25 protein-coding genes are annotated in these 25,739 nt (G+C 62.7%); 21 read left to right on the plus strand and 4 right to left on the minus strand.

Annotation, left to right across the window (positions count from 1 at the left end; genetic code table 11):
- Nucleotides 1-20: 20 nt before the first annotated feature.
- Together xth and erpA are read right to left on the minus strand one after the other, a co-directional pair.
- On the minus strand, nt 21-812 hold the full coding sequence (xth, locus tag AC1RT2_RS05485) for an exodeoxyribonuclease III (protein ID WP_069061382.1): 792 nt from the start codon (nt 810-812) through the stop codon (nt 21-23).
- A gap of 32 nt (nt 813-844) precedes the next feature.
- Nucleotides 845-1,177, minus strand: coding sequence for an iron-sulfur cluster insertion protein ErpA (gene erpA / locus AC1RT2_RS05490; RefSeq protein ID WP_493100123.1), 333 nt, complete (start codon nt 1,175-1,177; stop codon nt 845-847).
- Nucleotides 1,178-1,396: 219 nt separating this feature from the next.
- Here erpA and AC1RT2_RS05495 point away from each other — a divergent pair, with 219 nt between their 5' ends.
- The 15 genes from AC1RT2_RS05495 (at nt 1,397) to AC1RT2_RS05565 (ending at nt 18,874) form a co-directional block, all read left to right on the plus strand.
- Nucleotides 1,397-2,617 carry a deoxyguanosinetriphosphate triphosphohydrolase gene (locus AC1RT2_RS05495; RefSeq protein WP_493100125.1) on the plus strand — a complete coding sequence of 407 codons (1,221 nt, stop codon included), beginning with the start codon at nt 1,397-1,399 and terminating at the stop codon, nt 2,615-2,617.
- A gap of 66 nt (nt 2,618-2,683) precedes the next feature.
- Nucleotides 2,684-4,444 (plus strand): arginine--tRNA ligase, encoded by a 1,761-nt coding sequence (gene argS / locus AC1RT2_RS05500; protein ID WP_493100127.1) that lies wholly within the window; start codon nt 2,684-2,686, stop codon nt 4,442-4,444.
- Nucleotides 4,445-4,507: 63 nt separating this feature from the next.
- The gene (locus AC1RT2_RS05505) at nt 4,508-7,759 is read left to right on the plus strand and encodes an SPOR domain-containing protein (RefSeq protein WP_493100129.1); all 3,252 of its coding nucleotides are present in this window, start codon (nt 4,508-4,510) and stop codon (nt 7,757-7,759) included.
- A gap of 128 nt (nt 7,760-7,887) precedes the next feature.
- Entirely contained in the window at nt 7,888-8,907 is a 1,020-nt protein-coding gene (nagZ, locus tag AC1RT2_RS05510; RefSeq protein ID WP_493100131.1) for a beta-N-acetylhexosaminidase, read from the plus strand.
- Nucleotides 8,908-8,983: 76 nt separating this feature from the next.
- Nucleotides 8,984-9,796, plus strand: coding sequence for a segregation and condensation protein A (locus AC1RT2_RS05515; protein ID WP_069061384.1), 813 nt, complete (start codon nt 8,984-8,986; stop codon nt 9,794-9,796).
- Complete coding sequence (scpB, locus tag AC1RT2_RS05520; RefSeq protein ID WP_493100133.1) at nt 9,789-10,493, plus strand: SMC-Scp complex subunit ScpB; 705 nt, start codon at nt 9,789-9,791, stop codon at nt 10,491-10,493. The genes AC1RT2_RS05515 and scpB overlap by 8 nt, the downstream gene beginning before the upstream one ends.
- Nucleotides 10,494-10,558: 65 nt before the next feature.
- Nucleotides 10,559-11,656: an ABC transporter ATP-binding protein gene (locus AC1RT2_RS05525; RefSeq protein ID WP_493100135.1), complete on the plus strand. Its 1,098-nt coding sequence runs from the start codon at nt 10,559-10,561 to the stop codon at nt 11,654-11,656.
- Between the two features lie 42 nt (nt 11,657-11,698).
- On the plus strand, nt 11,699-11,896 hold the full coding sequence (locus AC1RT2_RS05530) for a twin-arginine translocase TatA/TatE family subunit (protein ID WP_023511864.1): 198 nt from the start codon (nt 11,699-11,701) through the stop codon (nt 11,894-11,896).
- A 125-nt stretch (nt 11,897-12,021) separates the two neighbouring features.
- Nucleotides 12,022-12,642, plus strand: a complete 621-nt coding sequence (tatB, locus tag AC1RT2_RS05535) for a Sec-independent protein translocase protein TatB (RefSeq protein ID WP_493100137.1) — start codon at nt 12,022-12,024, stop codon at nt 12,640-12,642.
- Nucleotides 12,639-13,469, plus strand: coding sequence for a twin-arginine translocase subunit TatC (gene tatC / locus AC1RT2_RS05540; RefSeq protein WP_069058657.1), 831 nt, complete (start codon nt 12,639-12,641; stop codon nt 13,467-13,469). Before tatB ends, tatC begins: the two co-directional genes overlap by 4 nt.
- Nucleotides 13,470-13,533: 64 nt before the next feature.
- On the plus strand, nt 13,534-14,817 hold the full coding sequence (gene serS / locus AC1RT2_RS05545; RefSeq protein ID WP_493100139.1) for a serine--tRNA ligase: 1,284 nt from the start codon (nt 13,534-13,536) through the stop codon (nt 14,815-14,817).
- A 13-nt stretch (nt 14,818-14,830) separates the two neighbouring features.
- Nucleotides 14,831-15,601, plus strand: coding sequence for a 5'/3'-nucleotidase SurE (gene surE / locus AC1RT2_RS05550; protein WP_493100141.1), 771 nt, complete (start codon nt 14,831-14,833; stop codon nt 15,599-15,601).
- Nucleotides 15,598-16,254, plus strand: coding sequence for a protein-L-isoaspartate(D-aspartate) O-methyltransferase (locus AC1RT2_RS05555; RefSeq protein ID WP_493100143.1), 657 nt, complete (start codon nt 15,598-15,600; stop codon nt 16,252-16,254). The genes surE and AC1RT2_RS05555 overlap by 4 nt, the downstream gene beginning before the upstream one ends.
- 260 nt (nt 16,255-16,514) lie before the next feature.
- Nucleotides 16,515-17,141, plus strand: coding sequence for a hypothetical protein (locus tag AC1RT2_RS05560; protein ID WP_069058660.1), 627 nt, complete (start codon nt 16,515-16,517; stop codon nt 17,139-17,141).
- A gap of 152 nt (nt 17,142-17,293) precedes the next feature.
- Entirely contained in the window at nt 17,294-18,874 is a 1,581-nt protein-coding gene (locus tag AC1RT2_RS05565) for a peptidoglycan DD-metalloendopeptidase family protein (RefSeq protein ID WP_493100145.1), read from the plus strand.
- Nucleotides 18,875-18,947: 73 nt separating this feature from the next.
- Here the strand turns inward: AC1RT2_RS05565 and ftrA are convergent, their stop codons facing one another.
- Entirely contained in the window at nt 18,948-19,937 is a 990-nt protein-coding gene (gene ftrA, locus AC1RT2_RS05570; protein ID WP_493100147.1) for a transcriptional regulator FtrA, read from the minus strand.
- Nucleotides 19,938-20,024: 87 nt separating this feature from the next.
- Here ftrA and AC1RT2_RS05575 point away from each other — a divergent pair, with 87 nt between their 5' ends.
- The 3 genes from AC1RT2_RS05575 to AC1RT2_RS05585 are packed head-to-tail and all read left to right on the plus strand — an operon-like array spanning nt 20,025 to nt 21,268.
- Nucleotides 20,025-20,456 (plus strand): rhodanese-like domain-containing protein, encoded by a 432-nt coding sequence (locus AC1RT2_RS05575; RefSeq protein ID WP_069058663.1) that lies wholly within the window; start codon nt 20,025-20,027, stop codon nt 20,454-20,456.
- Nucleotides 20,453-20,926, plus strand: a complete 474-nt coding sequence (locus AC1RT2_RS05580; protein ID WP_493100149.1) for a GNAT family N-acetyltransferase — start codon at nt 20,453-20,455, stop codon at nt 20,924-20,926. Before AC1RT2_RS05575 ends, AC1RT2_RS05580 begins: the two co-directional genes overlap by 4 nt.
- A gap of 36 nt (nt 20,927-20,962) precedes the next feature.
- Nucleotides 20,963-21,268 (plus strand): NIPSNAP family protein, encoded by a 306-nt coding sequence (locus tag AC1RT2_RS05585; RefSeq protein ID WP_069058665.1) that lies wholly within the window; start codon nt 20,963-20,965, stop codon nt 21,266-21,268.
- Between the two features lie 39 nt (nt 21,269-21,307).
- Here the strand turns inward: AC1RT2_RS05585 and AC1RT2_RS05590 are convergent, their stop codons facing one another.
- Complete coding sequence (locus AC1RT2_RS05590; protein ID WP_493100152.1) at nt 21,308-22,177, minus strand: ATP-binding protein; 870 nt, start codon at nt 22,175-22,177, stop codon at nt 21,308-21,310.
- Between the two features lie 183 nt (nt 22,178-22,360).
- On the opposite strand from AC1RT2_RS05590, the gene yajC reads away from it, so the two are divergent.
- The 3 genes from yajC (at nt 22,361) to AC1RT2_RS05605 (ending at nt 25,735) form a co-directional block, all read left to right on the plus strand.
- The gene (yajC, locus tag AC1RT2_RS05595) at nt 22,361-22,699 is read left to right on the plus strand and encodes a preprotein translocase subunit YajC (protein WP_069058667.1); all 339 of its coding nucleotides are present in this window, start codon (nt 22,361-22,363) and stop codon (nt 22,697-22,699) included.
- Between the two features lie 149 nt (nt 22,700-22,848).
- Complete coding sequence (gene secD / locus AC1RT2_RS05600) at nt 22,849-25,356, plus strand: protein translocase subunit SecD (RefSeq protein ID WP_493100154.1); 2,508 nt, start codon at nt 22,849-22,851, stop codon at nt 25,354-25,356.
- A complete protein-coding gene (locus tag AC1RT2_RS05605) occupies nt 25,349-25,735 on the plus strand; it encodes an Mth938-like domain-containing protein (RefSeq protein ID WP_493100156.1) in 387 nt (128 codons plus the stop codon). The genes secD and AC1RT2_RS05605 overlap by 8 nt, the downstream gene beginning before the upstream one ends.
- Nucleotides 25,736-25,739 lie beyond the last annotated feature (4 nt).

Genomic DNA, 25,739 nt, shown 5'->3' on the forward strand with positions numbered 1-25,739 from the left:
GAGCTGATTTTCGTACGCTGTCAGGCGGCGTAGTCGAATATGGCCACCACCGGCACATGGTCGGATGGCTTTTCCCAGTTGCGCACGTGCTTTTCGACGGCCGTCGAGACGAGACGGTCCGACGCTTCGGCCGAGAGCATGAGGTGGTCGATGCGGATGCCGAAATTCTTCGGCCAACAGCCGGCCTGATAATCCCAGAACGTATAATGCGGCACGGCGTCGGTCGAGGCCCGGACAGCGTCCAGCAGGCCGAGGTTTTCGAGACGGCGAAAAGCCTGTCGGGTCGGCGGCAGGTAGAGCGCATCCCTTTGCCAGACCTTCACGTCCCAGCAATCGTGCGGTTCCGGAATGACATTGTAGTCGCCGGCAAGCACCAGTGGCTCTTCGAGAGCCAGCCGGTCTTCGGCAAAAGCAATGAGGCGATCCATCCAGGAAAGCTTGTAGGGGTATTTGACCGGGTCGTCCGCGGGGTTGCCGTTCGGCAGGTAGATCGAGCAGACGCGCACCACGCCACCCTCTACGGAAAACACGCCCTCGATAAAACGCGCCTGTTCGTCGCCGTCACCGCCGGGCAGGCCGCGGTTCACTTCATCCGGCCGGATTTTCGAGAGAAGGGCGACACCGTTGAAGCCTTTCTGGCCGTGCGTCTCGACATGGTAGCCGAGCGCCTCGATATCAGCACGCGGAAAGGCTTCGTCGACCGACTTGATTTCCTGCAAGGCAACGATGTCGGGATTGGACTCCTTGAGCCAAGCGACGAGATTTTCGATGCGCGCCCGCACGCCGTTGATGTTCCAGGTGGCAATCTTGATCGGCATGCGGGTCTCGTTTCGGTTGGGTATTGTCAGATCGAGAAGCTGGTGCCACAGCCGCAGCTGGCGACGGCATTCGGATTCCGGATCTGGAACGACTGGCCAAGAAGGTTGTCGATGAAGTCGATCTCGGACCCGTCCATGTAGACGAGGGAGAGCTGGTCGATCAGTACCTTGGCACTGTCGCGTTGAAGCACCAGATCGTCATCCTGCTGGTCCTCGACGAGGTCGAATTTATAGGAGAAGCCGGAACAGCCGCCACCTTCCACGGAGACGCGAAGGGCCTGCTTTTCCGGTGACGAACTGAGGATCGACGCGATGCGCCTTGCGGCGGCGTCGGAGATGGTTACGGATTTATCGGTCATGTCTGCCTCCTGCCGGGGTCAAGATCCGGAGAGAATCGCCTGTCTGTTACAGCCGGCAACTGTGTCGCCGAAGGCCGGGCCCGTTGCGAGGCCTTGAAAACAAATCCCTGAAAAGACTGGTTTTTCAAGCATGCCTTGCAGCCGGACTTGCCGCTGTGCACACTATAGGTATGAAGGCATTGAGGCCGCGTCAATGGGCGGCGTGAATGCAGGTGACGAATGACACTGGACAGACATGCGCTGGGTTTTGGTGCAGGACAACGCGCCATCTATGCTTGCGATCCCTGGGCGACCCGTGGCCGGCTCCATCCGGAACCGGAAAGTCCGACGCGATCGGACTTCCAGCGCGACCGCGACCGCATCGTGCACACGACCGCCTTCCGGCGTCTCAAGCACAAGACACAGGTCTTCATCGCCGCCGACGGCGATCATTATCGCACGCGGCTCACCCATACGATCGAGGTGGCGCAGATCGCCCGTGCTTTGGCGCGCGCGCTGAAGCTCGACGAGGACCTCGCCGAGGGTGTCGCGCTGGTGCACGATTTCGGTCACACGCCGTTCGGCCATACGGGCGAGGACGCGCTGCACGAGGTTCTCGAACCCTTTGGTGGCTTCGACCACAATGCCCAGTCACTGCGCATCGTCACCAAGCTGGAGCGGCGCTATGCCGAGTTCGATGGGCTGAACCTCACCTGGGAAAGCCTGGAAGGGCTCGTCAAGCACAATGGTCCGCTGATCGGGCCGACGGGCGAATGCACGCATGGCGACGACGTGCCGCGTCCCATCCTGGAATACTGCGCCCTGCACGATCTGGAGCTGGCAAGTTTCGCCAGTCTAGAAGCGCAGGTGGCGGCGATTGCCGATGATATTGCCTACAACACCCATGACATCGATGACGGCCTGCGCTCCGGTTATCTAACGTTCGAGATGCTGGAAGAGGTGCCGTTCCTCGCCAAGCTCATGGCGGACGTGCGCCACAAATATCCCGGCCTCGAAGCTTCGCGCTTCACCCACGAGATCATGCGCCGCCAGATCACCGCCATGGTGGAGGATGTGATCGGCTATGCGCAGGAGGCGATCCGTGAGGAACGGCCGGAAAGCGCCGAGGACGTTCGCAAGGCGCGCCGGTGCCTCGCGACCTTCTCGGAAGGGATGTCCATAACCGACAAGCAGATCAAGAAGCTGCTTTTCTCGCGCATCTACCGCCATCCGGATGTCATGCGCGTGCGCGCCAACGCGGCGTCGATCCTGACGGACCTTTTCCATGCCTATATGGACGACCCGCAACTCATGCAGGGGCACTATTGGGTGGACCGCATCGCGACCATGCCGGAATCGGCGAGAGCCCGCCATGTCGGCGACTATCTGGCGGGGATGACCGACAACTACGCGATCAACACCCATCGCCGTCTGTTTGACCATACCCCGGAATTGCGGTAGTCAGCCGCCACCTGAACTTCTTCGCAGAAAAGGTCCGGAACGGGCCGCTGCGTGCGGATGGATGAGATGAACCTTTTTACAGACTTCGATAACAGAATCAAAAACGTACTCGAAGGACTTGATATCGTCCGTGAGAAGCGCGCCGAACTCGATTTCGGCCGTATCAGCGTCGAGCCGCCGCGCGATACCAGCCATGGCGACGTTGCAACCAATGCCGCGATGGTGCTTGCCAAGCCCCTCGGCCTCAATCCGCGCGCGCTTGCAGATCTCATCGTCACGGAACTGAAAAACGACCCGGAAGTGGCGGATGTCAGCGTCGCCGGCCCCGGCTTCATCAATGTGCGCCTGTCCGTCGCCTACTGGCAGAATCTGCTTGCCGGCATGATCAAGTCCGGCACGGACTACGGCCGCAGCTACCTCGGGGCCGGCCGCAAGGTCAATGTCGAATATGTCTCCGCCAACCCGACGGGCCCGATGCATGTCGGCCATTGCCGTGGCGCCGTGGTCGGCGACGCGCTGGCCAACCTGCTCGCCTTCGCCGGCTATGCGGTGACAAAGGAATATTACATCAACGATGCCGGCTCGCAGATCGACGTGCTGGCACGCTCGGCCTTCCTGCGTTACCGCGAGGCACTGGGCGAGGCGATCGGCGACATTCCGGCGGGCCTCTATCCCGGCGACTATCTGGTTCCCGTCGGTGAGGTGCTGGCGGCCGAACACGGCACGACGCTGCGCGCCATGCCGGAACATCAATGGATGCCGATCGTCAAGGAGAAGACGATCGAGATGATGATGGCGATGATCCGGGAGGATCTTGCCGCCCTCAACGTCAACCACGACGTCTTCTTCTCCGAGCGCTCGCTGCATGCCGGAAACGGTGCGTCCATCCGCACCGCGATCAACGACCTCACCTTCAAGGGCCACGTCTACAAGGGCGTGCTGCCGCCGCCGAAGGGCCAGCTCCCGGAGGATTGGGAAGACCGCGAGCAGACACTGTTCCGCTCGACGGAAGTCGGTGACGACATCGACCGCCCGCTGATCAAGTCTGACGGCTCCTACACGTACTTCGCTGCGGACGTCGCCTACTTCAAGGACAAGTACGACCGCGGTTTCGACGAGATGATCTATGTGCTCGGCGCCGACCATGGCGGTTACGTCAAGCGTCTGGAGGCGGTTGCGCGTGCGGTTTCGGAGGGTAAGGCAAAGCTGACCGTCCTGCTTTGCCAGCTGGTAAAGCTGTTTCGCAACGGCGAGCCGGTGAAGATGTCGAAGCGCTCCGGCGACTTCGTCACGTTGCGGGAAGTCGTCGATGAAGTCGGTCGTGATTCGGTTCGTTTCATGATGCTGTATCGCAAGAACAGCGAGCCGCTCGACTTCGACTTCGCCAAGGTGACGGAACAGTCCAAGGACAATCCGGTCTTCTACGTGCAATACGCCCATGCGCGCTGCATGTCGGTATTCCGCCAGGCGGCGGAGGCTTTTCCGGATCTCGACATCGCCTCGCTTGATCTTGCCGGCGCGATTGCCGGGAATATCGCTGATCCGAGCGAATTGCAGCTTCTTGCGAAACTGGCAGAATTTCCCCGTGTCATCGAGGGTGCAGCGGCCGCGCAGGAGCCTCATCGCATCGCGTTTTATCTCTATGATCTTGCCGGCGCGTTCCATGGACACTGGAACAAAGGTAAAGAACAACCGGAATTACGGTTTGTTAACGATAAAAATAGAGAATTGAGTATCGCCAGACTTGGGCTGGTGCACGCTGTCGCGTCTGTTCTTAAATCGGGCCTGTCCATTACAGGCACCGCTGCACCGGACGAAATGCGATAACGTCACCATTTACCCACAATAAGCTGGCAGACGCGTTTTGGTAGCTTTTGAGTGGGAAGCATTATGGCAGACAAGAACTTCGCACGAAGCGGAACCGCTGATACGGATCTCTTGGCAGATGATGATCCGTTGAGCGAGCTTGCCCGTCTCGTCAATTTCGAGCCGCGCCCGGTCCAGGGCGTCAGCAAGTCCCATTCCGATGCTGCCCAGGCGGCGCCGCGCTATGAGAACCCCGTCCTCGCCCTCGAGGACGAGCTCATGCGGGCTTTCGAGCAGTTCGACATGCCGATCCGCGGCGCTGTCGAGCCGGTCGTGGCCGAGAAGGTGACGCCTCGCCATATCGAACCGGTTTTTGACGAGCCGGCTCCGGTTGTCGAAAGCCACGACGTCCAGCTGGACGATGCACCGTCGCGTGACCTTCCGGCCCATCATGCTGCTCGCCAGGAGCCTGCATTCGAAGAGCGTCCTGAGCCCGTTTTCGCGGATGACATTGCCTCGTCTGAAGAGGGGGGCGTCGATGCGCAGCGGGACGACGCAGAGCTGGAGGCAGATCCGGCCCTGTTGCTTGCCGATGAGCTGGAAGCGGTTCTGCACGATGTACCTTCCGTCGATGCCAAGTCGACGCCGCATGCCGGTCAGGTGTTTGCCGAACGGTTCGAGCCGCGCTTTGAAGAACCTGCCCGTAATGAGCCGGTGCTTGAGACCTACACGCCCGCGCAGACCGATGCCGTTCAGCCGGCGTTTTTGGGGCTTCAGCCGGTATCCACGGACGAGAGCCTGCTCGATGATGTCGGTCTCGCCCTTGAACGCGAGCTTGAGCTGTCGATTGGCGACGGTTTTGCTGATGAACTTTTCGCAGTGGAGCCTGACCAGGGCAACGCACAGGGTGCGGACGCGTCCTTCGTCGAGCCGATGGCTGTCGAGGTGGTGGAAAGCCATGTGGAGCCGCGGTTCGACGGTTTGACGGCGGACAACGCCGTTGCCGGGGATGCGCAGCCGTTCCAGGCCGAATCTGTCTACGAACGCGAGGAGCCGCACTTCGTCGAGGCGATGCCCTATCAGACGCGGGAAGACCATGCCCGCGTCGTGGCCGAGGCCGAGACCCAGTGGCAGGCGGAAGAGCCCGCCTTTGCGCCGGAACCCGACTACCAGGTCGAGTCCGTGGCCAAGGGGCAGGGCTACGATCATGATGCGCTGCTCGCCGACATCGAGCGTTATCCCGTGCCGGAAAGCCGTTCAGCGGTTTCCAGCGCGTCGGTTGCGGCCGTCGCAATATCGGCTCGCAATCCGCCCGCCAATATTTCTGCCATCTTCGGTCGTGCAACACCTGTCGCACATCGCGGACCTGCCGTTGAAAAGGCGATCATTCCCCCGGTCGTCGAAAAGGCCACCACTGCCATTGTCGAGCCGGTCAGGAAACCGATCGTCGAAACCGTTCAGGCGCCTGTCGTCGAAGCACGCCGTGAGCTGGTCGCGTTGCCGGTTGCTGCTGTCGAGCCGGAGATCGATCTCGACAATATCGAGTTCGATCTCTCCGACATCGACCTGGACCTGTCCGATTTTTCGCTCGACGACGAGCCGGTGAAGCATGAGACCAAGCCCGTTGTGGCCGTGGCTGAGGTCAAGGTGCCGGAGAAGAAGGCAGAGGTCGTAAAACCCGTCGAAGTGCAGGCGGCCGTTCGCCGCGAGCCTGCTGTCGCCGTGCCGGTCTCGACCTATACGAGACCGCAGCCGCTTGCGGTGGAGACGAATGACGGCGCGCTGCCGTTCGATCCCTCCATGATCGCCGACACCGACGAGGGTGTTTCGCCGGTTACGGAAGTTGATGTGCCGCAGCTGCCGGTTATCGAGAAAGAGAAGCCGCCGGTCTATCAGCCGGATTACGACTTCGACATCGATGCGGAAATGGCGCAGCTCTTTAGCGAGCCGGCTGCCAAGGCGAAGGGCGAAAGCCGCCAGGCCGGTGTTGCTGCCGTCGCAGCTGCTGCTTCCAACAGCCAGCCAACGGCGCAGATCAACGATGTCGACGATTTCGAGCGCGCGCTGGAAGAGGATTTCCGCCGCTCGCTGAACCAGCCGGAGCGCATGGCCATTCCGGTCGATCCGGGCCAGGCCAGCCCGCTCTATTCCGGTGACGGCTATGATGACGAACCGGCCCGCCCGCGTCGCGGCCTGTTGATCGCCGCTTCGATTGCCGGCCTTGTCCTTATCGGTGGCGGCGGCGTCTATGCCTGGTCTGCCTTTACCAGCGGTTCTGTCGGCTCCGGCGAGCCGCGCGTCATTCTCGCCGACAAGGAACCGGTCAAGGTCGTGCCCGAGGAAAAGGGCGGCAAGACCGTTCCGAACCAGGACAAGGCCGTCTACGATCGCGTCGCCGGCGACAATGCCAGCACGCCGCAGCAAGAACAGCTCGTCACCTCGACGGAAGAGCCGGTCGACGTGGTACAGCGCACGCTGACGCCCGAAACACTGCCGTTCGACGGACCGGAAGACGGCGTTGAAGCGGTTATCGCGGCTGAGAACGAAAACCGCGTGCTGCCGGGCGTCGACGAGCCCGCCACGGCGACGACGGACGGTGGCAACAAGCCGCTCGTTTCGCCGCGCAAGGTCAAGACCATGATCGTCAAGCCGGACGGCACGCTGGTCGCCCGCGAGGAGATCGTGACAGAGCCGGCAACGGAGACCGCACAGATCGACGCCAAGGCGACCGGGACAACCGGTACGGCTTCGGGTGAGGCAGCAACGAATGCGACACTCGATGCCAATGCCTCCCTGCGCGACGAACAGGGCGCAACGGACGGCCAGCCGCGCTCGGCGCTTGCTGAAGCGGCCGATGCCGAGGTCGACGACACGGCGCCCGTGCGCACGGTGAAGACCACGACCATCGGTGCCACCAGCACCTCGACCGATGGTAACACGCCGGTTCCGGTAACCCGTCCGATCGACCAGCCAGTCACCGTCGTCGGCACCGTTACCGAAAACGGCAATGTCAGGGACACGCAGACTGCCGAGGCAACGCCGACCCAGACCCAGCAGACAGCAGAGCAGACGCAGGTCGCTGCTGTCGCATCGGGCAGCTACGTGATCCAGATTGCTTCGCTGCCCTCGGAAGCGGAAGCGCAGAAGAGCTACAATTCGCTCTCCTCGAAGTTCGGCAGCGTCATCGGTGGCCGCGGCGTGGATATCAAGAAGGCGGAAATCCCGAACAAGGGCACCTTCTTCCGCGTTCGCATCCCTGCCGGTTCGCGTGACGAAGCCAATTCGCTCTGCAGCCGCTACAAGAGTGCGGGCGGCAGCTGCCTCGTCACCCGCTGAGATTGACAGCCTGATTTTCGGAGGCGCGGGACCTGTTCCGCGCCTCTTTGATTCCAACGGGGCGTTTGCAGAAATTCGTCAATGACACGCCCTTCGTCTTTCCCCACCGAACCTCTAAGATTGCTGACATGAGCGAATCGAAATCCTTCCTTTCGGGCTGCAAGGGCCTGAGCCTCACGGCCGACGAAAAGGCCTTCTTCCGCAGCGAGCGGCCCTGGGGCTTCATCCTGTTCGGCCGCAACATCGGCGAACCGGCGCAGGTCGCGGACCTGACGGCGGAAATGCGTGACTGTATCGGCGGCAACACGAACATTCCGGTGCTGATCGACCAGGAGGGCGGGCGCGTCCAGCGCATCAAGCCGCCACATGTCCAGCAGTACCCGAACGCGGCGGCCCTTGGCGCCATCTACCGGGCCGATGAGGAGAAGGGGCTGCGCGCCGCATGGCTGATGTCGCGCCTGCATGCCTTCGATCTCCTGCGTCTCGGCGTCAATGTGGATTGCCTGCCGGTGCTCGATGTCGCCGTGCCGGGTGTGCACGACGTCATCGGCAATCGCGCCTACGGGCAGGAGCCCAAGATCGTGTCCGTCATGGGCAAGGCGGCTGGCGAAGGTCTGAAGGCCGGCGGTCTACTGCCGATCATGAAGCACATGCCGGGCCACGGCCGCACCATGGTCGATTCCCATCATGACCTGCCGGTCGTGCATGCGAGCCGGGAAGAGCTTGAGGCGTGCGACTTCGTTCCCTTCCGGCACATGAAGGACGAGCTGATGGCAATGTCGGCCCATATCGTCTTTACCGCCATCGATGCCGATAATCCGGCGACGACGTCGGCCAAGGTCGTGCGCGAAATTGTCCGCGACCATATCGGCTTCGACGGGCTTCTGATGTCCGATGACGTGTCGATGAATGCCCTCAAGGGCGATATTGCCGCAAGAAGCCGGGGAATCATCGCCGCCGGCCTCGACATGGTGTTGCATTGCCATGGCATCATGGACGAAATGATTGCGGTGACAGAAAACGTTCCTCCGCTTGCCGGCGACAGCCTGCGACGGGCGAACGCGGTACGCGCAGGCTTTCCGACGCCGGACGGGGCAGACGAACAGGCGCTGCGCGAAGAGTTCAACGCCATGATCGCGGTTGCCTGACGGGCTCCGCAAAAGGAGCGACGTGCAGGTGACGGTCGGCAAGCCTCCGAAGAAGGGTCGCGGTGCGGATGCGCCGATGGACGACCTGTGGCAGGACGAGGCCGAGGGGCGGGGTCTTTCCGAGGAAAGCCTCGTCGTCGACCTGGCCGGCTTCGAAGGCCCGCTCGATCTTCTCCTGCACCTTGCCCGCACGCAAAAGGTCGACCTGACCCGCATCTCGGTGCTGGCGCTGACCGAGCAGTACCTGGCCTTCATCGACCGGGCGCGAAAAATCCGTATCGAGCTCGCGGCCGACTATCTCGTCATGGCCGCATGGCTTGCCTACCTCAAGTCCCGCCTGCTGCTTCCCAAGCAGGCGAAAGACGACGGGCCGACCGGCGAGGAAATGGCGGCGAGCCTGGCCTTCCGCCTCAAGCGCCTGGAGGCGATGCGCGACGCTGCCAGCAAGCTAATCAACCGAAATCGGCTCGGCCGCGACATCTTTGCCCGGGGCATGCCGGAGCATATCCCGACCGAGCGACGCTCAGGCTTCGAGGCCTCGCTGTACGATCTCCTGAGCGCCTATGCGTCGATGCGCCAGCGGCATGCGGTCACGCAGGTTACGATCGAGAGGCGCAGTGTCTGGTCTCTCGCCGATGCGCGTGAGATCCTTCAGTTGCTCTTCGGCGAATTCGATGGCGACTGGACGGCACTCGATCATTTCATGATGCGCTACCTGACGGACCCGGCCGAGCGCACGACGGCAATCGCCAGCGCCTTTGCGGCAACGCTGGAGCTCGTCAGGGAAGGGCGGCTGGAATTGCGCCAGGACGGTGCCTTCCAACCGATCTACCTGCGCAAGGGTCCGAAACCGCAAGGCGAAGACGACGGGGGCACTGAGCGTGGCTGAACAAGAGGATGATGAAGCGGAGAGCGGGACGATCGTCGATCCGCGCCGGCTGCATGAGGCGGCGCGTATTGCGGAAGCGCTTATCTTCGCCTCGGCCGGGCTCGTTTCGCAGACCTATATTGCCGAGCGCCTGCCGCGCGGTGTGGACGTGCTGCATGTGATGCGCGAGCTCAAGGGTCTCTATGCCGGCCGTGGCGTCAATCTCATCCAGATCGACGATAGCTGGGCGTTCCGCACAGCACCGGATTTGTCCTTTGTCATTCGGACCGACGAGACGGAGGTGCGCAAATTGTCGCGTGCCGCGCTCGAAGTGCTGTCGATCATTGCCTATCACCAACCTGTGACCCGTGCCGAGATCGAAGATATCCGCGGCGTGCAGACCTCCAAGGGGACGCTGGACGTTTTGATGGAGGCGGGGTGGGTGCGCTTCCGCGGCCGCCGGCGCTCGCCGGGCCGTCCCGTAACCTTCGGTACCACACGGGATTTCCTCGATCATTTCGGCCTCGAGGAACTGCGCGACCTGCCGGGTCTCGAAGAATTGAAGGGCGCTGGCCTGCTTTCCGGCCGCATCCCCTCCAACTTCCAGGTGCCACTGCCGCTTGGTGAAGATGAGATTGCTGACGATGAAGACCCGATCACCGCACTCGATCTCGAAGAACTCGGTCTCTTGACACCGGGCGGAAAAGCGGACGAATAGGCGAAGCTTTATGACAGGACTATAGGGTCGGCTCAGGTGCCGGCGGCAGGGAAAGACTTCGGGAAATGGCTTCGGAGCCGTCAAACGGTATCGAGACGAGGCGGGCATCGGCGGTCACGTTCGCGGCGCGTCTGACCTTCGAGGATATCCACCACAGCTATCACGGCAAGGAAACCATCCGCGGCATTTCGCTGACGGCGGAACCGGGGCAAGTGCTCTGTCTGCTTGGCCCCTCCGGCTCCGGCAAGACCACGCTGCTGCGCATTGCCGCCGGCATCGAGGCGCAGACCGCCGGCCGTGTTCTCCTGAACGACCGCGAGATCGCCGGTCCCGATATGTTCCAGCCGCCGGAGCGACGCGGCGTCGGCCTGATGTTTCAGGATTTTGCGCTCTTTCCGCACATGTCGGTGCTCGACAATGTGCGTTTCGGCCTGACGGCCTTGCCGCGCGCGGAAGCCGAGGCGGAAGCTGAGGCCGCGCTGGAGCGTGTCGGCCTGGCGCATTATGCCCAAAAGTTTCCGCACGTACTGTCCGGCGGCGAACAACAGCGCGTGGCACTTGCCCGGGCGCTGGCGCCGCGCCCGTCGGTTCTCCTGATGGACGAGCCGTTTTCCGGTCTGGATTCACGCCTCAAGGATTCGATCCGCGCCGATACGCTGGCGATCCTGCGCCAGTCACGCGCCAGCGCCATCGTCGTCACGCATGACGCCGAGGAAGCAATGCGCATGGGTGATCGCATTGCGCTTCTGAAGGATGGCCGGCTCGTGCAGGTCGGCACGGCGGAGGAATTGTACCTCAACCCCAAGGACATCTTCGCCGCTGCCTTCTTTTCGGAAATCAACGAGTTTCCCGGGCACGTGCGCGGCGGCCGCGTGGAGACGCCACTCGGCAATGTCGACGGCAAACGTTTCAATGACGGGCAGAAGGTCCGGGTCGCTGTGCGCCTTTCGGGCTTGCATGTGAGCGAGAGCGGTGGCGATGTGCCGGCCCGCATTCTGTCGCGGCGGTTTCTTGGCGTGGTCGAATTGCTGGAGCTTGCGGTCTCCGGCAGCGAGCGGCCGGTGCGGGCGCGTGTTCGGGCGGACCAATTGGCGGCCGGATTGCGCGATGTCACGCTTTCAGCTAACCAGCGCGACATACTAGTGTTTGTAAAAGACGGCTGAACGTCTTACATCGGGTTTCGAATTCGAAAGGGAGTTACGGGAATGGGTTCTTTCAGCATCTGGCATTGGCTGATCGTTCTGGTGGTTGTGCTGCTGCTGTTCGGCCGCGGCAAGATTCCGGAACTGATGGGTGATGTCGCCAAGGGCATCAAGAATTTCAAAAAGGGCATGTCCGACGAGGAAGCCGCTGCCGCCGACAAGGCGAAAACCGTCGACCACAAGGCCGACGAGGTCAAGTAACCGGGATTACAGCGCCGTGCGTCATTCGTGACGCACAAAGGACGCTGTAGAATTTGGATTGGCCAGGTCAGGATTGACCTGGCAGGCCGCGAGCGGTGGTTCGCGGTCCATGAGGACAAGACCCTATGCTTGATGTCGGCTGGACCGAAATACTCGTCATTGCCATCGTTCTGATCATCGTGGTCGGTCCCAAGGATCTGCCGCAGATGCTGCGCACGTTCGGCCGCATGATGTCGAAGATGCGCGGCATGGCGAGTGATTTCCGCCAGCAGTTCGATGAGGCGTTGCGCGAAGCCGACCTCGAAGACGTCAAGAAGACGATCGGCGAGGCGCAAAAGCTCAACCCGCTGAACACCATCCGCGACGCGGTCAATCCGCTGCGCCAGATGGGCAACGACATCAAGGCTGATCTCCAGAAGACGACCAGTTCGGTTTCGTCCTCGAGTTCGGCGGCCAATCCGGTCGATAGTGTTTCGAGTGCTCCGGTCGCCGTACCGTCGGAAGCGCAAAAGCCTGCGTCCACCGAGCCGGTGGCCGCTGTTCCGCTCAAGGCGGGCCCGACCAGAAAGACAGCGGCGAAGAAATCCGCTGACACTGCCGCGAAGACGGCTAAGCCGCGCAAGGCGCCTGCCAAGGCCGAAGCCGAGGCGAAGGTTGCGGCCAAGCCGACGGCAAAAGCTGCAGCGGCTAAGAAGGCGGCCTCCGCCAAGTCCAAGACAGTGAAGACCAAGAAGGACGAGGCATGAGCGGCGATATCGAAGACAAGCCCCAGCCGCTGATCGAGCACCTGATCGAGCTGCGCCAGCGCCTGCTCTGGGCGGTCGGTGCGTTTTTTGTCGCCTTCCTGGTCTGCTTCTATTTCGCCAAGCAGCTCTTCAACCTGCTCGTCCTGCCCTTCAAGTGGGCGGTGGAATGGGCAGGGTTGACGCATCGCAATGTCGAGCTGATTTACACGGCGCCGCAGGAGTTTTTCTTCACGCAGATCAAGGTCGCGATGTTCGGCGCCTTTGTCATCGCCTTTCCGGTGATCGCACAGCAGGTCTACAAGTTCGTCGCGCCCGGCCTCTACAAGAACGAACGTTCCGCCTTCCTGCCGTTCCTGATCGCTTCGCCGATCCTCTTTCTCATCGGTGCGGCACTCGTCTATTTCTTCTTCACGCCCATGGTCATGTGGTTCTTCCTCGCCATGGAGCAGGGCGGTGGCGAGGGGCAGGTGTCGATCCAGCTTCTGCCGAAGGTTTCCGAATATCTCAGCCTGATCATGTCGCTGATCTTCGCGTTCGGCCTCGTCTTCCAGCTTCCGGTCATCTCGTCGCTGCTGGTGCGCGCCGGTTTCATCGATTCGAAGGTGCTGGCCGACAAGCGCAAATATGCGATCGTCATCGCCTTCGTGGTAGCCGCCGTGCTGACGCCCCCGGATCCGGTTTCCCAGATCGGCCTTGCACTGCCGGCCATCCTTCTCTACGAGATTTCCATCTATACGGCCCGACTCATCGAACGGCAGCGGGCACGCGCCTCGAACGCACAGAGTGCGGAAGACGAGGTCGCTGCAACGCCGGGCGAGGCTGACTGAGCCTCGTCGGCACGTCGCTGCCGGGCGCGGATGGGTCTCAATCCACGGAACGCCTGGAACGACAATGCTTGATATCAAATGGATCCGCGACAATGCCGACGCCTTCGACGCCGCTCTGGCGAAGAGAGGTGCGAGCCCCCTTGCACAGGCCCTGATCGATCTCGACGAGAAGCGCCGCAGCGTCATCCAGAAGGCGCAGGACATGCAGTCGCGCCGCAACGCCGCCTCCAAGGAGATCGGCGCGGCAATGGCGAGCAAGAACAGCGAGCTGGCGGAAAAGCTGAAGGCCGAGGTGACCGCGATCAAGGATCTGCTTCCGGCTGCGGAAGACGAAGAGCGCCAGGTCACGGCCGAGCTTACCGATCAGCTCTCGCGCATCCCGAACATCCCGCTCGATGACGTACCGGTCGGAAGCGACGAGGCAGGCAATGTCGAGAAGCTGAAATGGGGCAGCAAGCCCGGCTGGAACCACAAGGCGCTCGAACACTACGAAATCGGCGAGGCGCTCGGCTGGATGGACTTCGAAGCCGCAGCGAAGATCGCCGGTTCGCGCTTCACCGTGCTGAAGGGCCAGCTTGCCCGCCTCGAACGTGCGCTAGGCCAGTTCATGATCGACGTGCACACCGGTGAGCACGGCTATACGGAAGTTCATGCGCCGCTGCTGGTGCGTGACGACGCCATGTTCGGCACCGGCCAGCTGCCCAAATTTTCCGAAGACCTGTTCCGCACCACGGATGGCCGCTGGCTGATCCCGACGGCGGAAGTCTCGCTCACCAATCTGGTGCGCGAGGAAATCCTCGATCAGGAAAAGCTGCCGCTGCGCTTCACCGCGCTGACGCCGTGCTTCCGTTCGGAAGCCGGGTCGTCGGGTCGCGACACCCGCGGTATGCTGCGCCAGCACCAGTTCATGAAGTGCGAACTCGTCTCGATCACCGATGCGGACAGCTCGATCGACGAACACGAGCGCATGACGGCCTGTGCGGAAGAGATCTTGAAGCGCCTCGGCCTGCACTACCGCATCATGACGCTCTGCACCGGCGACATGGGGTTTGGCGCGCGCAAGACCTACGATCTCGAGGTCTGGCTGCCGGGGCAGGACACGTTCCGCGAAATCTCGTCCTGCTCGGTCTGCGGTGATTTCCAGGGCCGTCGCATGAATGCGCGTTATCGCGGCAAGGACGACAAGGCGACGAAGTTCGTGCACACGCTGAACGGTTCGGGCACCGCCGTCGGCCGCGCGTTGATCGCCGTCATGGAGAACTACCTCAACGAGGACGGTACGATCACCGTGCCGGACGTCCTGCTGCCCTATATGGGCGGGCTGAAGAAGATCGAGAAGGCCGCCTGAGGCGGGAGACAAGATGCGCATTCTTCTGACGAACGACGACGGTATTCACGCCGAGGGCCTTGCGGTCCTCGAGCGTATCGCGCGCGAACTGACGGATGACGTCTGGATTGTCGCACCCGAGACCGACCAGAGCGGCCTGGCCCATTCGCTGACACTCTCCGAGCCGCTGCGCCTGCGCAAGATCGACGACAAGCGCTATGCGTTGCGCGGCACGCCGACCGACTGCGTCATCATGGGCGTGCGGGAAGTGCTGGACGTCAAGCCGGACCTCGTTCTCTCCGGCGTCAATGTCGGCGCCAACATGGCGGATGACGTCACCTATTCGGGTACGATCGCCGGCGCTATCGAAGGCACTCTGCAGGGCATCAAGTCCATGGCGCTCAGCCAGGCCTACAGCCATACGAGCGGCCGCGTCGTGCCATGGGAGGTCGCCGAAACCTTCGCGCCCAAGCTCATCCGCCAGCTCCTGGATGTGGAGTTGCCGGACTGGACCTTCTTCAACATCAACTTCCCGAATTGCGCGCCCTCCGACCTTCAGGGCGTCGAGGTGACGAGCCAAGGCAAACTCGATTTCGGCCTGACGATCGATGAGCGCGCCGATGGCCGCGGCCTCCCGTATTATTGGCTGCGCTTCGGCGAGAGGAAGGGCGATTTCCGCGCCGGGACCGACATCCACGCGGTAAAGAACCACAAGATTTCGGTGACGCCGCTCAAGCTCGACCTCACGGACTACACCGTGCTCGACCGCGTGCAGCGTGCTCTCAATGGCGAGGACGCGGATTGAACACGGGACGGGTGATCGAGAAGGAAGGTTTGGCCGCGTTGGCGATGCGCCTTCGCGCGCAGGGCATCAACAATCTCGACCTCCTGACGGCCGTGGAACAGACGCCGCGCACGCTGTTCGTGCCGCCGCAGTTTACCGGTGAAGCCTATTCGCGCCGTGTCCTGCCGCTGGAGTGCGGATCCTTCATGGAAGGCATCGACCTTGCGGTACGCATCCTGCATTTCCTCAACCTCAAGACCGGTCAGCGCATTCTCGAAGTCGGCACCGGCAGCGGTTTCACCGCCGCCGTCATGGGACGTCTGACGGAGCGCGTTCTGACGGTCGACCGCTACAAGACGCTTGCCACCAATGCGCAGCAGTCCATCGAAAAGGCCGGCATCCGCAACGTCATCGTGCGGCAGGCGGATGGCAGCAATGGCATGCCGGGCGAGGGCACCTTCGACCGCATTCTGGTGACCGCAGCCTTCCCGGCCTTGCCGCGCTCCTTTGCCGAGCAGCTTGTCTCCGGCGGCATGCTGATCGCACCCGTCATGGTCAGCGATACCGAGTGTCGCATGCTGAAGCTGGTGAAGACCGGCAGCCGTTTCGACCGCGAAGACCTCTTCGACGTGCCTTACCTGCCGATCGTGCCGCAGATGGCGCAGGCGCTTTAATCACCCTCTCACGATCCGTGTTTGTCGCTCGGCAGGCAGTCGCCTGCTGAGTCTGTGGGCGTTTTTGCTGGAAATCCGGGGCCTTCGGCACCACCACTTGCACGTGATGCGAGAATTCTCCTCGTAAATACAGCGCGTTAACCTTTTGTTAACCGGCGTAAGCTTCGCGCAAGTTTCGGGGCGTAGGCCGGTAACGAAGCAGCAGTTTCCACGCAGGACGCCGGTTTTCCAATGATGCGGCCGTTCCGATGGAGAGGGTAATGTACGTCTCGAACAGGATCACCAGCAGCTCTACCGGCGACAGCCTCGCATATCTTGCGACCAAGGCTGCGGGCAAGGCTGTGGAGGAGAATGCCGAGGCTGGTTCGACCGCGCATCTCGCCGGCGGCAGCTACGATCCGTCCGCCCATGTCGGCTTGACGGTTGACGCTCTTCTCGTCCTCAGTGTCGCCAGGGAAGAGATGGTCTCCAGTCGGCCGGCGCTGACCGAGGCCGAGCGCAACAACCTCGATACGACGGAGCTTGAAAAGCGCGAAAAGGATGCCTTCGGCCACTTCCTCGAGGCAGGCGACCGCAAGGGCTATTATCGCGCCTATATCGAATATTTCGACAGCATGCCGATGCAGGACCAGCGCAGTGCCCGTTACGCCGGTACCCGGGAGCCTGCCGTCGCGGCTCTGCGTGCCATCGCTTACAATGAGAGTGCCCTCGACATGACGGCACCCGACACTGCGCTCGAAAATGCTGCGGCCGCCGGTGAACAAGCGGCACGCCGCTCCACGCCGATTTCGGCGATCTTCCAGCCGAGCCAGGGAGATTTCGAGAACGCTGCGCGCGTCAACGGCCGCATCTCGCGCGCCGACAGCATGTACGCGACCGGCTTCTGAGGCGTTTCGACGTTGGTTTTGCCATGGTGCGGGAACACCATGGTTATCAATTCATCAAAAACCTGTTGCGGATAGCCCGGCTTTAACCGGGCGGTAACTCTAACGCGCTTTAATCGGTCTACATCAAGTAGCGTACCGATTGGGTTAGTCTCATGCGTAAGAGTGTATCGCCGAGTTTTGGTAGGACTGCGACCCGCCTGATGGCGGCCGCCCTGCTGGCCAGCGTCGCGACCGGGTGCAGCTCGGACGTTTCTCGTTTTGGCGGCCTCTTTTCCTCCTCCGGTCAGGATAACATCACAACGAGCTCGGTTCCGCGCCGCACGCTCTTCGGCGGTGGTGGGACCAATCCGGTTCCGCGCGGCACGGTCGGCAACGGCCAGCAGTTCGCGACGGCAGACCAGATGGGGACGCGCAACGAAGCGCTCAACCAGCCGTTCCCGGATCAGGGCACGGTTTCCTACGACCCCATCAATACCGCGACCACCAGCGGCTCCGGTACGCGGCTGGCCACGACGCCGATGCGCGTCCAGCGTGGCGATCTCACCGATCCGACGGCCGGCGTTCGCCAGGATGCCGAGCGCGAAGTGGCCGTCGCCCGGGATTCGACCGAGCGCAAGGCGAAGGCTATCGTCTCGGACGCCGACACGTTGACCACGGCAACCGTGAACAAGGGCAAGGCCGGCTGGTCGACAAACAACGCACCGGTCGTCATGCTGCGCCAGGGCGAAAGCGTGAAGACGCTCGCCAACCGCTACGGTGTGCCGGAAAAGGAAATTCTTGCCGCCAACGGCCTGAAGCGCTCTTCCGATGCCGAGCCTGGCCAGAAGATCGTCATCCCGACCTTCAGCACCACCTCCAGCGCTGCGAAGGCCTCGACGGACCATACGCTCAAGGTCGACAACAAGCTTCCGACGCCGGAACGCAAGGGTGAGCAGAATGTCGCCATCCTGCCCGGCACCTCCACCCGCGAGAAGCAGAAGTCGGAAAGCGGCCAGACGAATTCCAACGTCGCTGACGCCGCCGAAGGCAAGGGCAAGGCCGGCTACGAGGTGCAGCCCGGCGATTCGCTTGCCAAGATCGCGCGCAGCAACGGCGTTTCCGTCGATGCGCTGAAGAAGGCGAATGGCCTGGAAACCGCATCGATCCGCATCGGCCAGAAGCTGACGATCCCGGCTGGCGGCGCCGCCGAAACGACGACAGACAAGACGGTGACGGCTTCGGTTCCTGTCAGCAAGGAAAAGAAGGTCGAGACGACGGAGAAGAAGCCGGAATCCTACAAGGCGCCGGTGAAGACCGTTTCTGTCACGGAAGCGACGGAAAAGTCGGATGTGACGGATGAAGCACCGGAATCGACGGGTATCGGCAAATATCGGTGGCCGGTTCGCGGCGCGGTCATCGCTGGCTACGGCGCCAATGTCGAAGGTAACCGCAATGACGGTATCGATATCTCGGTTCCGGAAGGCACGCCGATCAAGGCCGCTGAAAACGGCGTGGTCATCTATTCCGGCAGCAGCCTGAAGGAACTCGGCAACGCGGTTCTCGTGCGCCACGACGACGGCACCGTCACGGTCTATGGCCATGCCGGCGAGTTGAACGTCCAGCGCGGCCAGAAGATCCAGCGCGGTCAGACCGTCGCGACCTCCGGCATGAGCGGCAACGCAACCCGCCCGAAGGTTCACTTCGAGGTGCGCAAGAACGCGACCCCGGTCAACCCGATGACCTTCCTGGAATAGGACTGGTCGACGCACAGCATTGATATGACAACGGGCGGTTCCTTCGGAGCCGCCCGTTCGCGTTTGCCTGTTTTTATGCGACCCGTCGACCGAAGGCCTCGCGATAGGCGACGGGCGTCGTTGCCAGGTGAAGGCGGAAGTGGTGGCGAAGCGTTCCGGTCGTGCCGAAGCCGGACAGTGCCGCGACCTCTTCGACCGACGCGTTGGTTTCCTCGAGCAGGTCGCGTGCTTTTCCAAGCCGCTGGGCCAGCAGCCAGCGCGCGGGCGTCTTGCCGGTCGCCGCATCGAAGCGGCGCAGGAAGGTACGGGCACTCATGCCGGCGCGCCGCGCGAGGGCCGCAACGGAATGATCGGCGCCGAGATTCTCCCGCATATGGTCGAGAAGTGCGCCGAGGCGGCCGCTTTCATGGGGCCGCGGCACCACCTGCTTGATGAACTGCGCCTGGCCGCCATCCCGGTGGGCCGGCAGGACCAGGCGGCGGGCCACGAGGTTTGCCGCTTCCGGCCCGAAATCCCGGCGTATCAGATGAAGGCAGAGGTCGAGGCCGGCTGCCGTGCCGGCGGACGTCAACACAGAACCGGCATCGACATAGAGCACGGCTGCGCTGACGTTGATTTCCGGGTGCTGCGCCATCAACGTGTCGGTGTAGCGCCAGTGGGTCGTAGCACGCCGACCGTCGAGCAGACCGGCGGCCGCCAGCACGAAAGCGCCGGAGCAGAAGGACAGGACGCGTGCACCACGCGCATGGGCTGCCTTCAAGGCATCGATCAGCGCTTGCGGCACCGGTGCGTCCGTGCCGCGCCAACCCGGAATGATGATCGTTCCTGCGTCAGCCAGCAGGTCCAGGCCGCCATCGACGGAGAATGTCAGCCCGCCGGCTGCGCGCATGCTGCCCTCATCCACGCCGGCCACGGCGAAGCGATACCAGTTGGCGCCCATTTCCGGCCGTGACAGGGCAAAGATCTCGGTCGCAATGCCGAATTCGAAGGTGCAGAGCTGGTCGTAGGCGATGGCGACGACGAGCGGATTGGGCAATGGGCGGAGCGATAGCGTGTTTGGCATGATTTTGAGCTTATATGGCGTTCATGCCATCTGCAATCCCGGCTCGAAACCCGCTACCCTTCTGTCATCCAACAAGGAGCAGAGATCATGAGCTACGTCACCGATTACGCACCGGCATCCTCCGCCATCGCGATCGAACATTTCCTGAAGCGTCTTTCCGTCGAGACCGATTGCGCCGATGTCTCCGCAGCCCTCAAGGCCGGTGATCAGGATTTCGTTCTGCTGCACGTCGTCGGCTCTCCGGAGGCCTATGCGCGGCGGCATGTGCCGGGCGCGCTGCACCTGCCGCACCGCGAGATTTCTGCCGCGCGCATGGCGGAGTGGCCTGAGGACACGCTCTTCGTGGCCTACTGTGCGGGTCCGCACTGCAACGGGGCCGACCAGGCGGCGCTGAAGCTGGCGCGTCTCGGCCGGCCGGTGAAAATCATGATCGGCGGCATTACCGGCTGGGCGGATGAAGGGCTTCCCTTCGCCACGGGGGCTGAGCCAGGCAACCTGCTGGCGGTCGCTGCCGAATGAGCGCTGACACGATCTTCGTCCGTCCCTTCGAGCAGCGGGATATCGGTGCGGTCTGGCAGCTGATGCGGGATTTGGCGGTTTTCGAGGGATATGTGGAGGCCTTCGCGGTCACACCAGCCGACCTCCTGGCCCATGGTTTTGGTCCGGCACCCGCCTTCGGCGTATTCGTTGCCGTGAAAGGAGATACAATCGCCGGCATCGCGGTGCATTACCGCATTCCGTGGACGTTCGATCTGCGGCCTGTCGTGGTGCTGAAGGAGTTATTCGTCGCGGAGGCGTTTCGCGGGCAGCGCGTGGGCAACATGCTTTTTGCGCGTCTCGAGGCCTATGCAGCCGAGATCGGCGCGTCGGCGCTACGATGGACGGTGCTTCCGGACAATGAGGCAGCCAGGCGGTTCTATGCGGGGCAGGGTGCTGCGCCGGATGCGGCCTGGGAACATTGGACCCTGCCTATCGTGCGCCGAATCTGAAACGGTCGGCGCGGTCACGAATCACAGGAGAGACCCTTGATCACCTGCTATCTCAGATATGTCATCGATCCACACAAGCTGGAGGCGTTCGAAGCCTACGCCCGTGCCTGGATCCCCATCGTCAACCGCATGGGCGGCACGCATCACGGCTATTTTCTGCCGAGCGAAGGAGCGAACAATATTGCACTCGCACTCTTCAGCTTCCCGAGCCTTGCCACCTATGAAGACTATCGCACACGCATGCTGAGCGATCCGGAATGCATAGCGGCCTACGAGATGGACAAGCAGAACCGCAGCATCATCAGCTATGAGCGCAGCTTCATGCGCCCGGTCTTATCGTAGGAAGAAGAAAGCCGGCTCGTTTGGAGCCGGCTTATCGGGTCACTTGTTGAGCGGCTTGCCCAACCGGCCGGCGAGATCCTGCACATATTGCCAGGCGACGCGGCCGGAGCGGGAGCCACGGGTGGTCGCCCATTCGAGTGCCTCGGCGTGGAGTTGTTCCGTCGGAATGCCGAGATCGAAATGGCTGGCATAGCCGTCGATCATTTCGAGATACTCGACCTGGCTGCATTTGTAGAAGCCGAGCCACAGGCCGAAACGGTCGGACAGCGACACCTTCTCTTCCACGGCTTCGGACGGGTTGATCGCCGTCGATTGCTCGTTCTCCATCATGTCGCGCGGCAGGAGGTGCCGGCGGTTGGAGGTGGCATAGAGCAGCACATTGTCCGGCCGGCCTTCCACGCCGCCATCGAGCGCCGCCTTCAGCGACTTGTAGGACGTGTCGTCATGGTCGAAGGAGAGGTCGTCGCAGAAGATGATGACCGGGCAGGGCGCGTCCTTCAGGATCTCCATCAGCGCCGGCAGCGTGGCAATGTCTTCACGGTGCACCTCGACAAGCTTCAGGCCGCTTTCCGCATCCTTGGCCGCGAGCGCATGCACCGATTTCACCAGCGACGACTTGCCCATGCCGCGTGCACCCCAGAGCAGCACGTTGTTGGCCGGCAGTCCGCGGGCGAAGCGCAGGGTGTTGTCGACCAGGATGTCACGCACATGGTCCACACCGCGGATAAGATCGATGTCGATGCGGTTCGGGCGCTTCACCGGCTGGAGATGCTGACGCGCCGGCGACCAGACGAAAACGTCGGCCACAGTCCAGTCGTTGATGGCGGGCGCCGGACCGGCGAGGCGCTCGAGCGCGGCATTGATACGGCCGATTTCGGCGAGCAAAAGCTTGATGGTATCTTCCTGCAATTTCTCTCTCCTCATGCGTTCTTGCCGGGTAGCATACGGCGCCACATCGCGAAAAGAGGGAAAGCGCTTGAAAACAGGCGGCTTCTCAAGGTCGTGTGTTGCATTCGAGACCTCTTTGCCTATATTCCGGCAACCGAAATGGGCCGTCAGGCTCCATAAATTCAAGATTTCAAGGAGTAGCTGATGTTCATTACCGAGGCCTTCGCCCAGACGGCGGCACCCGGCGGGGCAGCTGGCGGTGCAGACATTCTCATGTCGGTCCTGCCGTTTCTGCTGATCTTCGTGGTGATGTATTTCCTCATCATCCGCCCGCAGCGCGCCAACATGAAGCGTCGCGAAGAGCTTCTGAAGAACATCCGCCGTGGCGACCAGGTCGTCACCGGTGGTGGCATTGTCGGCAAGGTCTCCAAGGTCCTCGACGGCAATGAACTTGAAGTCGAAGTCGCCGAAGGCATCAAGGTGCGCGTCGTACGCAGCGGCATCAGCGAAGTCCGCGTCAAGGGCGAACCGGTCAAGGAATAACGTGGCCTGCCGCCCGGCCGGATGAAAATCCGGCCGGGCGGCCAGACTGGTTTTCGGCCGGCGTCGGCGCCGGGTTGTTTTTGTTTTTACGCAATTCCTGCAAAATCGCATCGCGCACTTTTGCTTGAATGGCCGTAGGCGAGACCGCGATGCAACAATCCGCCCGCTTGAAGACCCTTTCTCTCTGGCTCGTCCTTGCGGCGAGCCTTCTTGTCATTCTGCCGAGCCTTCTCCCGGCCCGCATGAGCGCTAGCCTTCCCGGCTGGCTGGCGGCGCACCGCCTCGTGCCCGGCCTTGACCTCACCGGCGGCTCACGCCTGGTGCTGGAAGTGTCGCGCAGCGACATCGCGGCCGACCGGCTGCGTGCAGCCGTGGAAACGATTGGCAACACGCTGCGCGCCGCACGCATTCCCTATAGCGACCTCAATGGCGCGGAAGAGACGATCGACATCACCGTAACGGCGGCTGATCGGCTTGAGGCTGCGCGCGAAGCGCTCGTCGGCCTCGATCTCGGCGCTATCAGCGAGCCGGAAAACGGCCAACTCCGCCTTGTGCTGTCGCCTGCTGCCATAAACGATGCCGTGAGCACCGCCTCGCTTGGCGCGGTCGATGCGGTACGCCGCCGTGTCGAGAGCCTCGACATTCCCTCGCTTGTCGTCGGGCGCGGCGAGCGCGACCGCATCGTCGTGTCGATGCCGGGCCTGACCGATCCGCAGCGCGTCAAGGATATGCTCGCGCAGGTCGGCCGGCTTTCCGCCCGCCTCGTCGATAACAGCATGCCGGTCAACACGGCCATGGAGGATGGCGCACCGGCCGGCTCCGAAGTGCTCTATTCCATCGGCGAGCCGCCGGTCGGCTACCTGGTCCGGCAGGACGATCTCTTCACCGCGACGGATGTGGCATCCGCGCAGCCGGCGGCCAACGAAGAACCCTTCATCGAATTCGTTCTGAAGGGCGAGGCCGCCGACCGGCTCGCTGCTTTCACGCGTGACAATAGCGGCCGTACCATCGCCATCCTGCTCGACGGCCAAATCATCTCGACGTCGCAGATCCAGGGCGCCATCACCGACGGCGTCGGCCGGCTCTCCGGCGATTTCGATGCCGAGGGCGCTGCAAACCTCGCCCGCATCATCGCCAGTGGGCCGCTTCCGGCGCCGCTCACCATCATCGAGGAGCGCTCGATCGAGCCGGCACTCGGCGCGACATCCAGCAGAACGGTGGTGATCGCGCTCGCTATCGCCGTCGCCGCGGTCGTCGCCTTCATGACGTTCTTCTACGGTGTACTCGGCGTCGTCGCTTCGGTGGCGCTGTTCTTCAATGTGCTGCTGACCTTTGCCGTGCTTGCCCTCATCGGCGCGCCGCTCTCGCTTTCCATGATCGCCGGCATCGTGCTGACCGTCGGCATCGCGGTCGATGCGAGCGTGCTGATCTTCGAGCGTATCCGCGAGGAGGTGAAGGCAGGCCAGGCGCTTTCGGATGCGGTCGATACCGGTTTCGCCCGTGCCCGCGCGACGGTGCTCGATGCGTCGGCGACGATGCTGATCGCCATTGCCGTGCTCTTCCTGCTGTCCGCCGCCCCCGTGCGCGCCTTTGCGCTCGCCGTCGGCATCGGCCTGCTGGCGACGCTTTTCACCACCTTCACGCTGACGCAGCGCCTCGTTCGCGCCTGGCTCGGCCGCAGCCACGCGACACACCTGCCGAAGGGCGTGCGGTCCGGGTTCTTCGACCGCCTGAACCTGCGCTTCATGGCGGTGCGCAATGGCGTGTTCCTGCTAACGGCTGTGCTGTCGCTTGCGATCGCCGGCCTGCTCGTCGCTGGAAAGCTCCAGCTTGGGATTGATTTTACCGGTGGCGCTGCGCTGGAAGTGCAGGCGAAATCGGGTAACGCCGATCCAACCGATATTTTCGCACGTCTCAGTGATACCGGTGTCGATGTGCAGAGCGTCACTAGGCACGGTGATGCGCGGCATGCGCTCATTCGATTGACGTCGGCGGGCGAGGGCGAGAACGCCGAGCAGACCTCGGTGCTCGTCGCGCGCGGCGAACTGGAAGACGACTACGATTTCCGTCGCGTCGAGGCGGTCGGCCCGGCGATTTCCGGGGAACTGATCGACACGGCAACGCTCGGCTTCGTCGTCGGCCTTCTGGCGCTCGTCGCCTATATCTGGATCCGCTTCGAGTGGCATTTCGCCATCGGCGCGATCATCGCGCTGGCGCACGACGTTTTCTTCACGCTCGGCTTCCTGGCACTCGCCAAAATCGAGTTCAACATCACCGCCGTCGCGGCCCTCCTGACCGTTGCCGGCTACTCGCTGAACGACACGATGGTCGTTTATGACCGCATTCGCGAGAACCTGCGCCATTTCAAGCAGATGCCGCTGCCGATCCTGATCGACGATGCGATCAACCGCACGCTGTCGCGCACCGTGCTGACCTCGGCGACGACGCTGATCGCGCTGGCAGCACTTGCGCTCTTCGGCGGCGAGGCGATCCGCACCTTCGCGCTGACGCTGCTCTTCGGGGTGGCGATCGGCACCATATCCTCTATCTACATTGCCGGACCGATCCTCATCCTGTTCCGCCTGCAGCCGGAACGTTACCGCCCGGGCAAGGGCGGCAAGGGACCGGTCACGGAGGCGACGGGAGCCAATGGCTAAAGGCATCGAAATCCGGGAGGCGCATTTCCCAGGGCGTGCGCCGATCGACGCATATGGCAATGGCGGCTTCCGCTTTGCCGACATGTCGCATCGCGGCTCCATCCTCTGCCTACCGTCCGGCATTCACGGCTGGGACAAGGACGAGAGCACACCCCTGACGCTTGCCGACCTCCAGCGCGTGCTGGACGAGGCAGGCGATATCGAGGTGCTGCTCGTCGGTACGGGCAAGGAGATCCGTCCACTGTCGGCGGACATCAGGGCGGCCTTGCGCGAGCGGAACATCCGTTCCGACCCAATGAGCACGGGAGCGGCCGTGCGCACGTTCAATGTCATGCTGGCCGAGAGCCGGGCGGTCGCCGCCGCACTCATTGCCGTGTGACGCG

Source organism: Shinella sp. GW821-FHT11G07 (assembly GCF_058808115.1).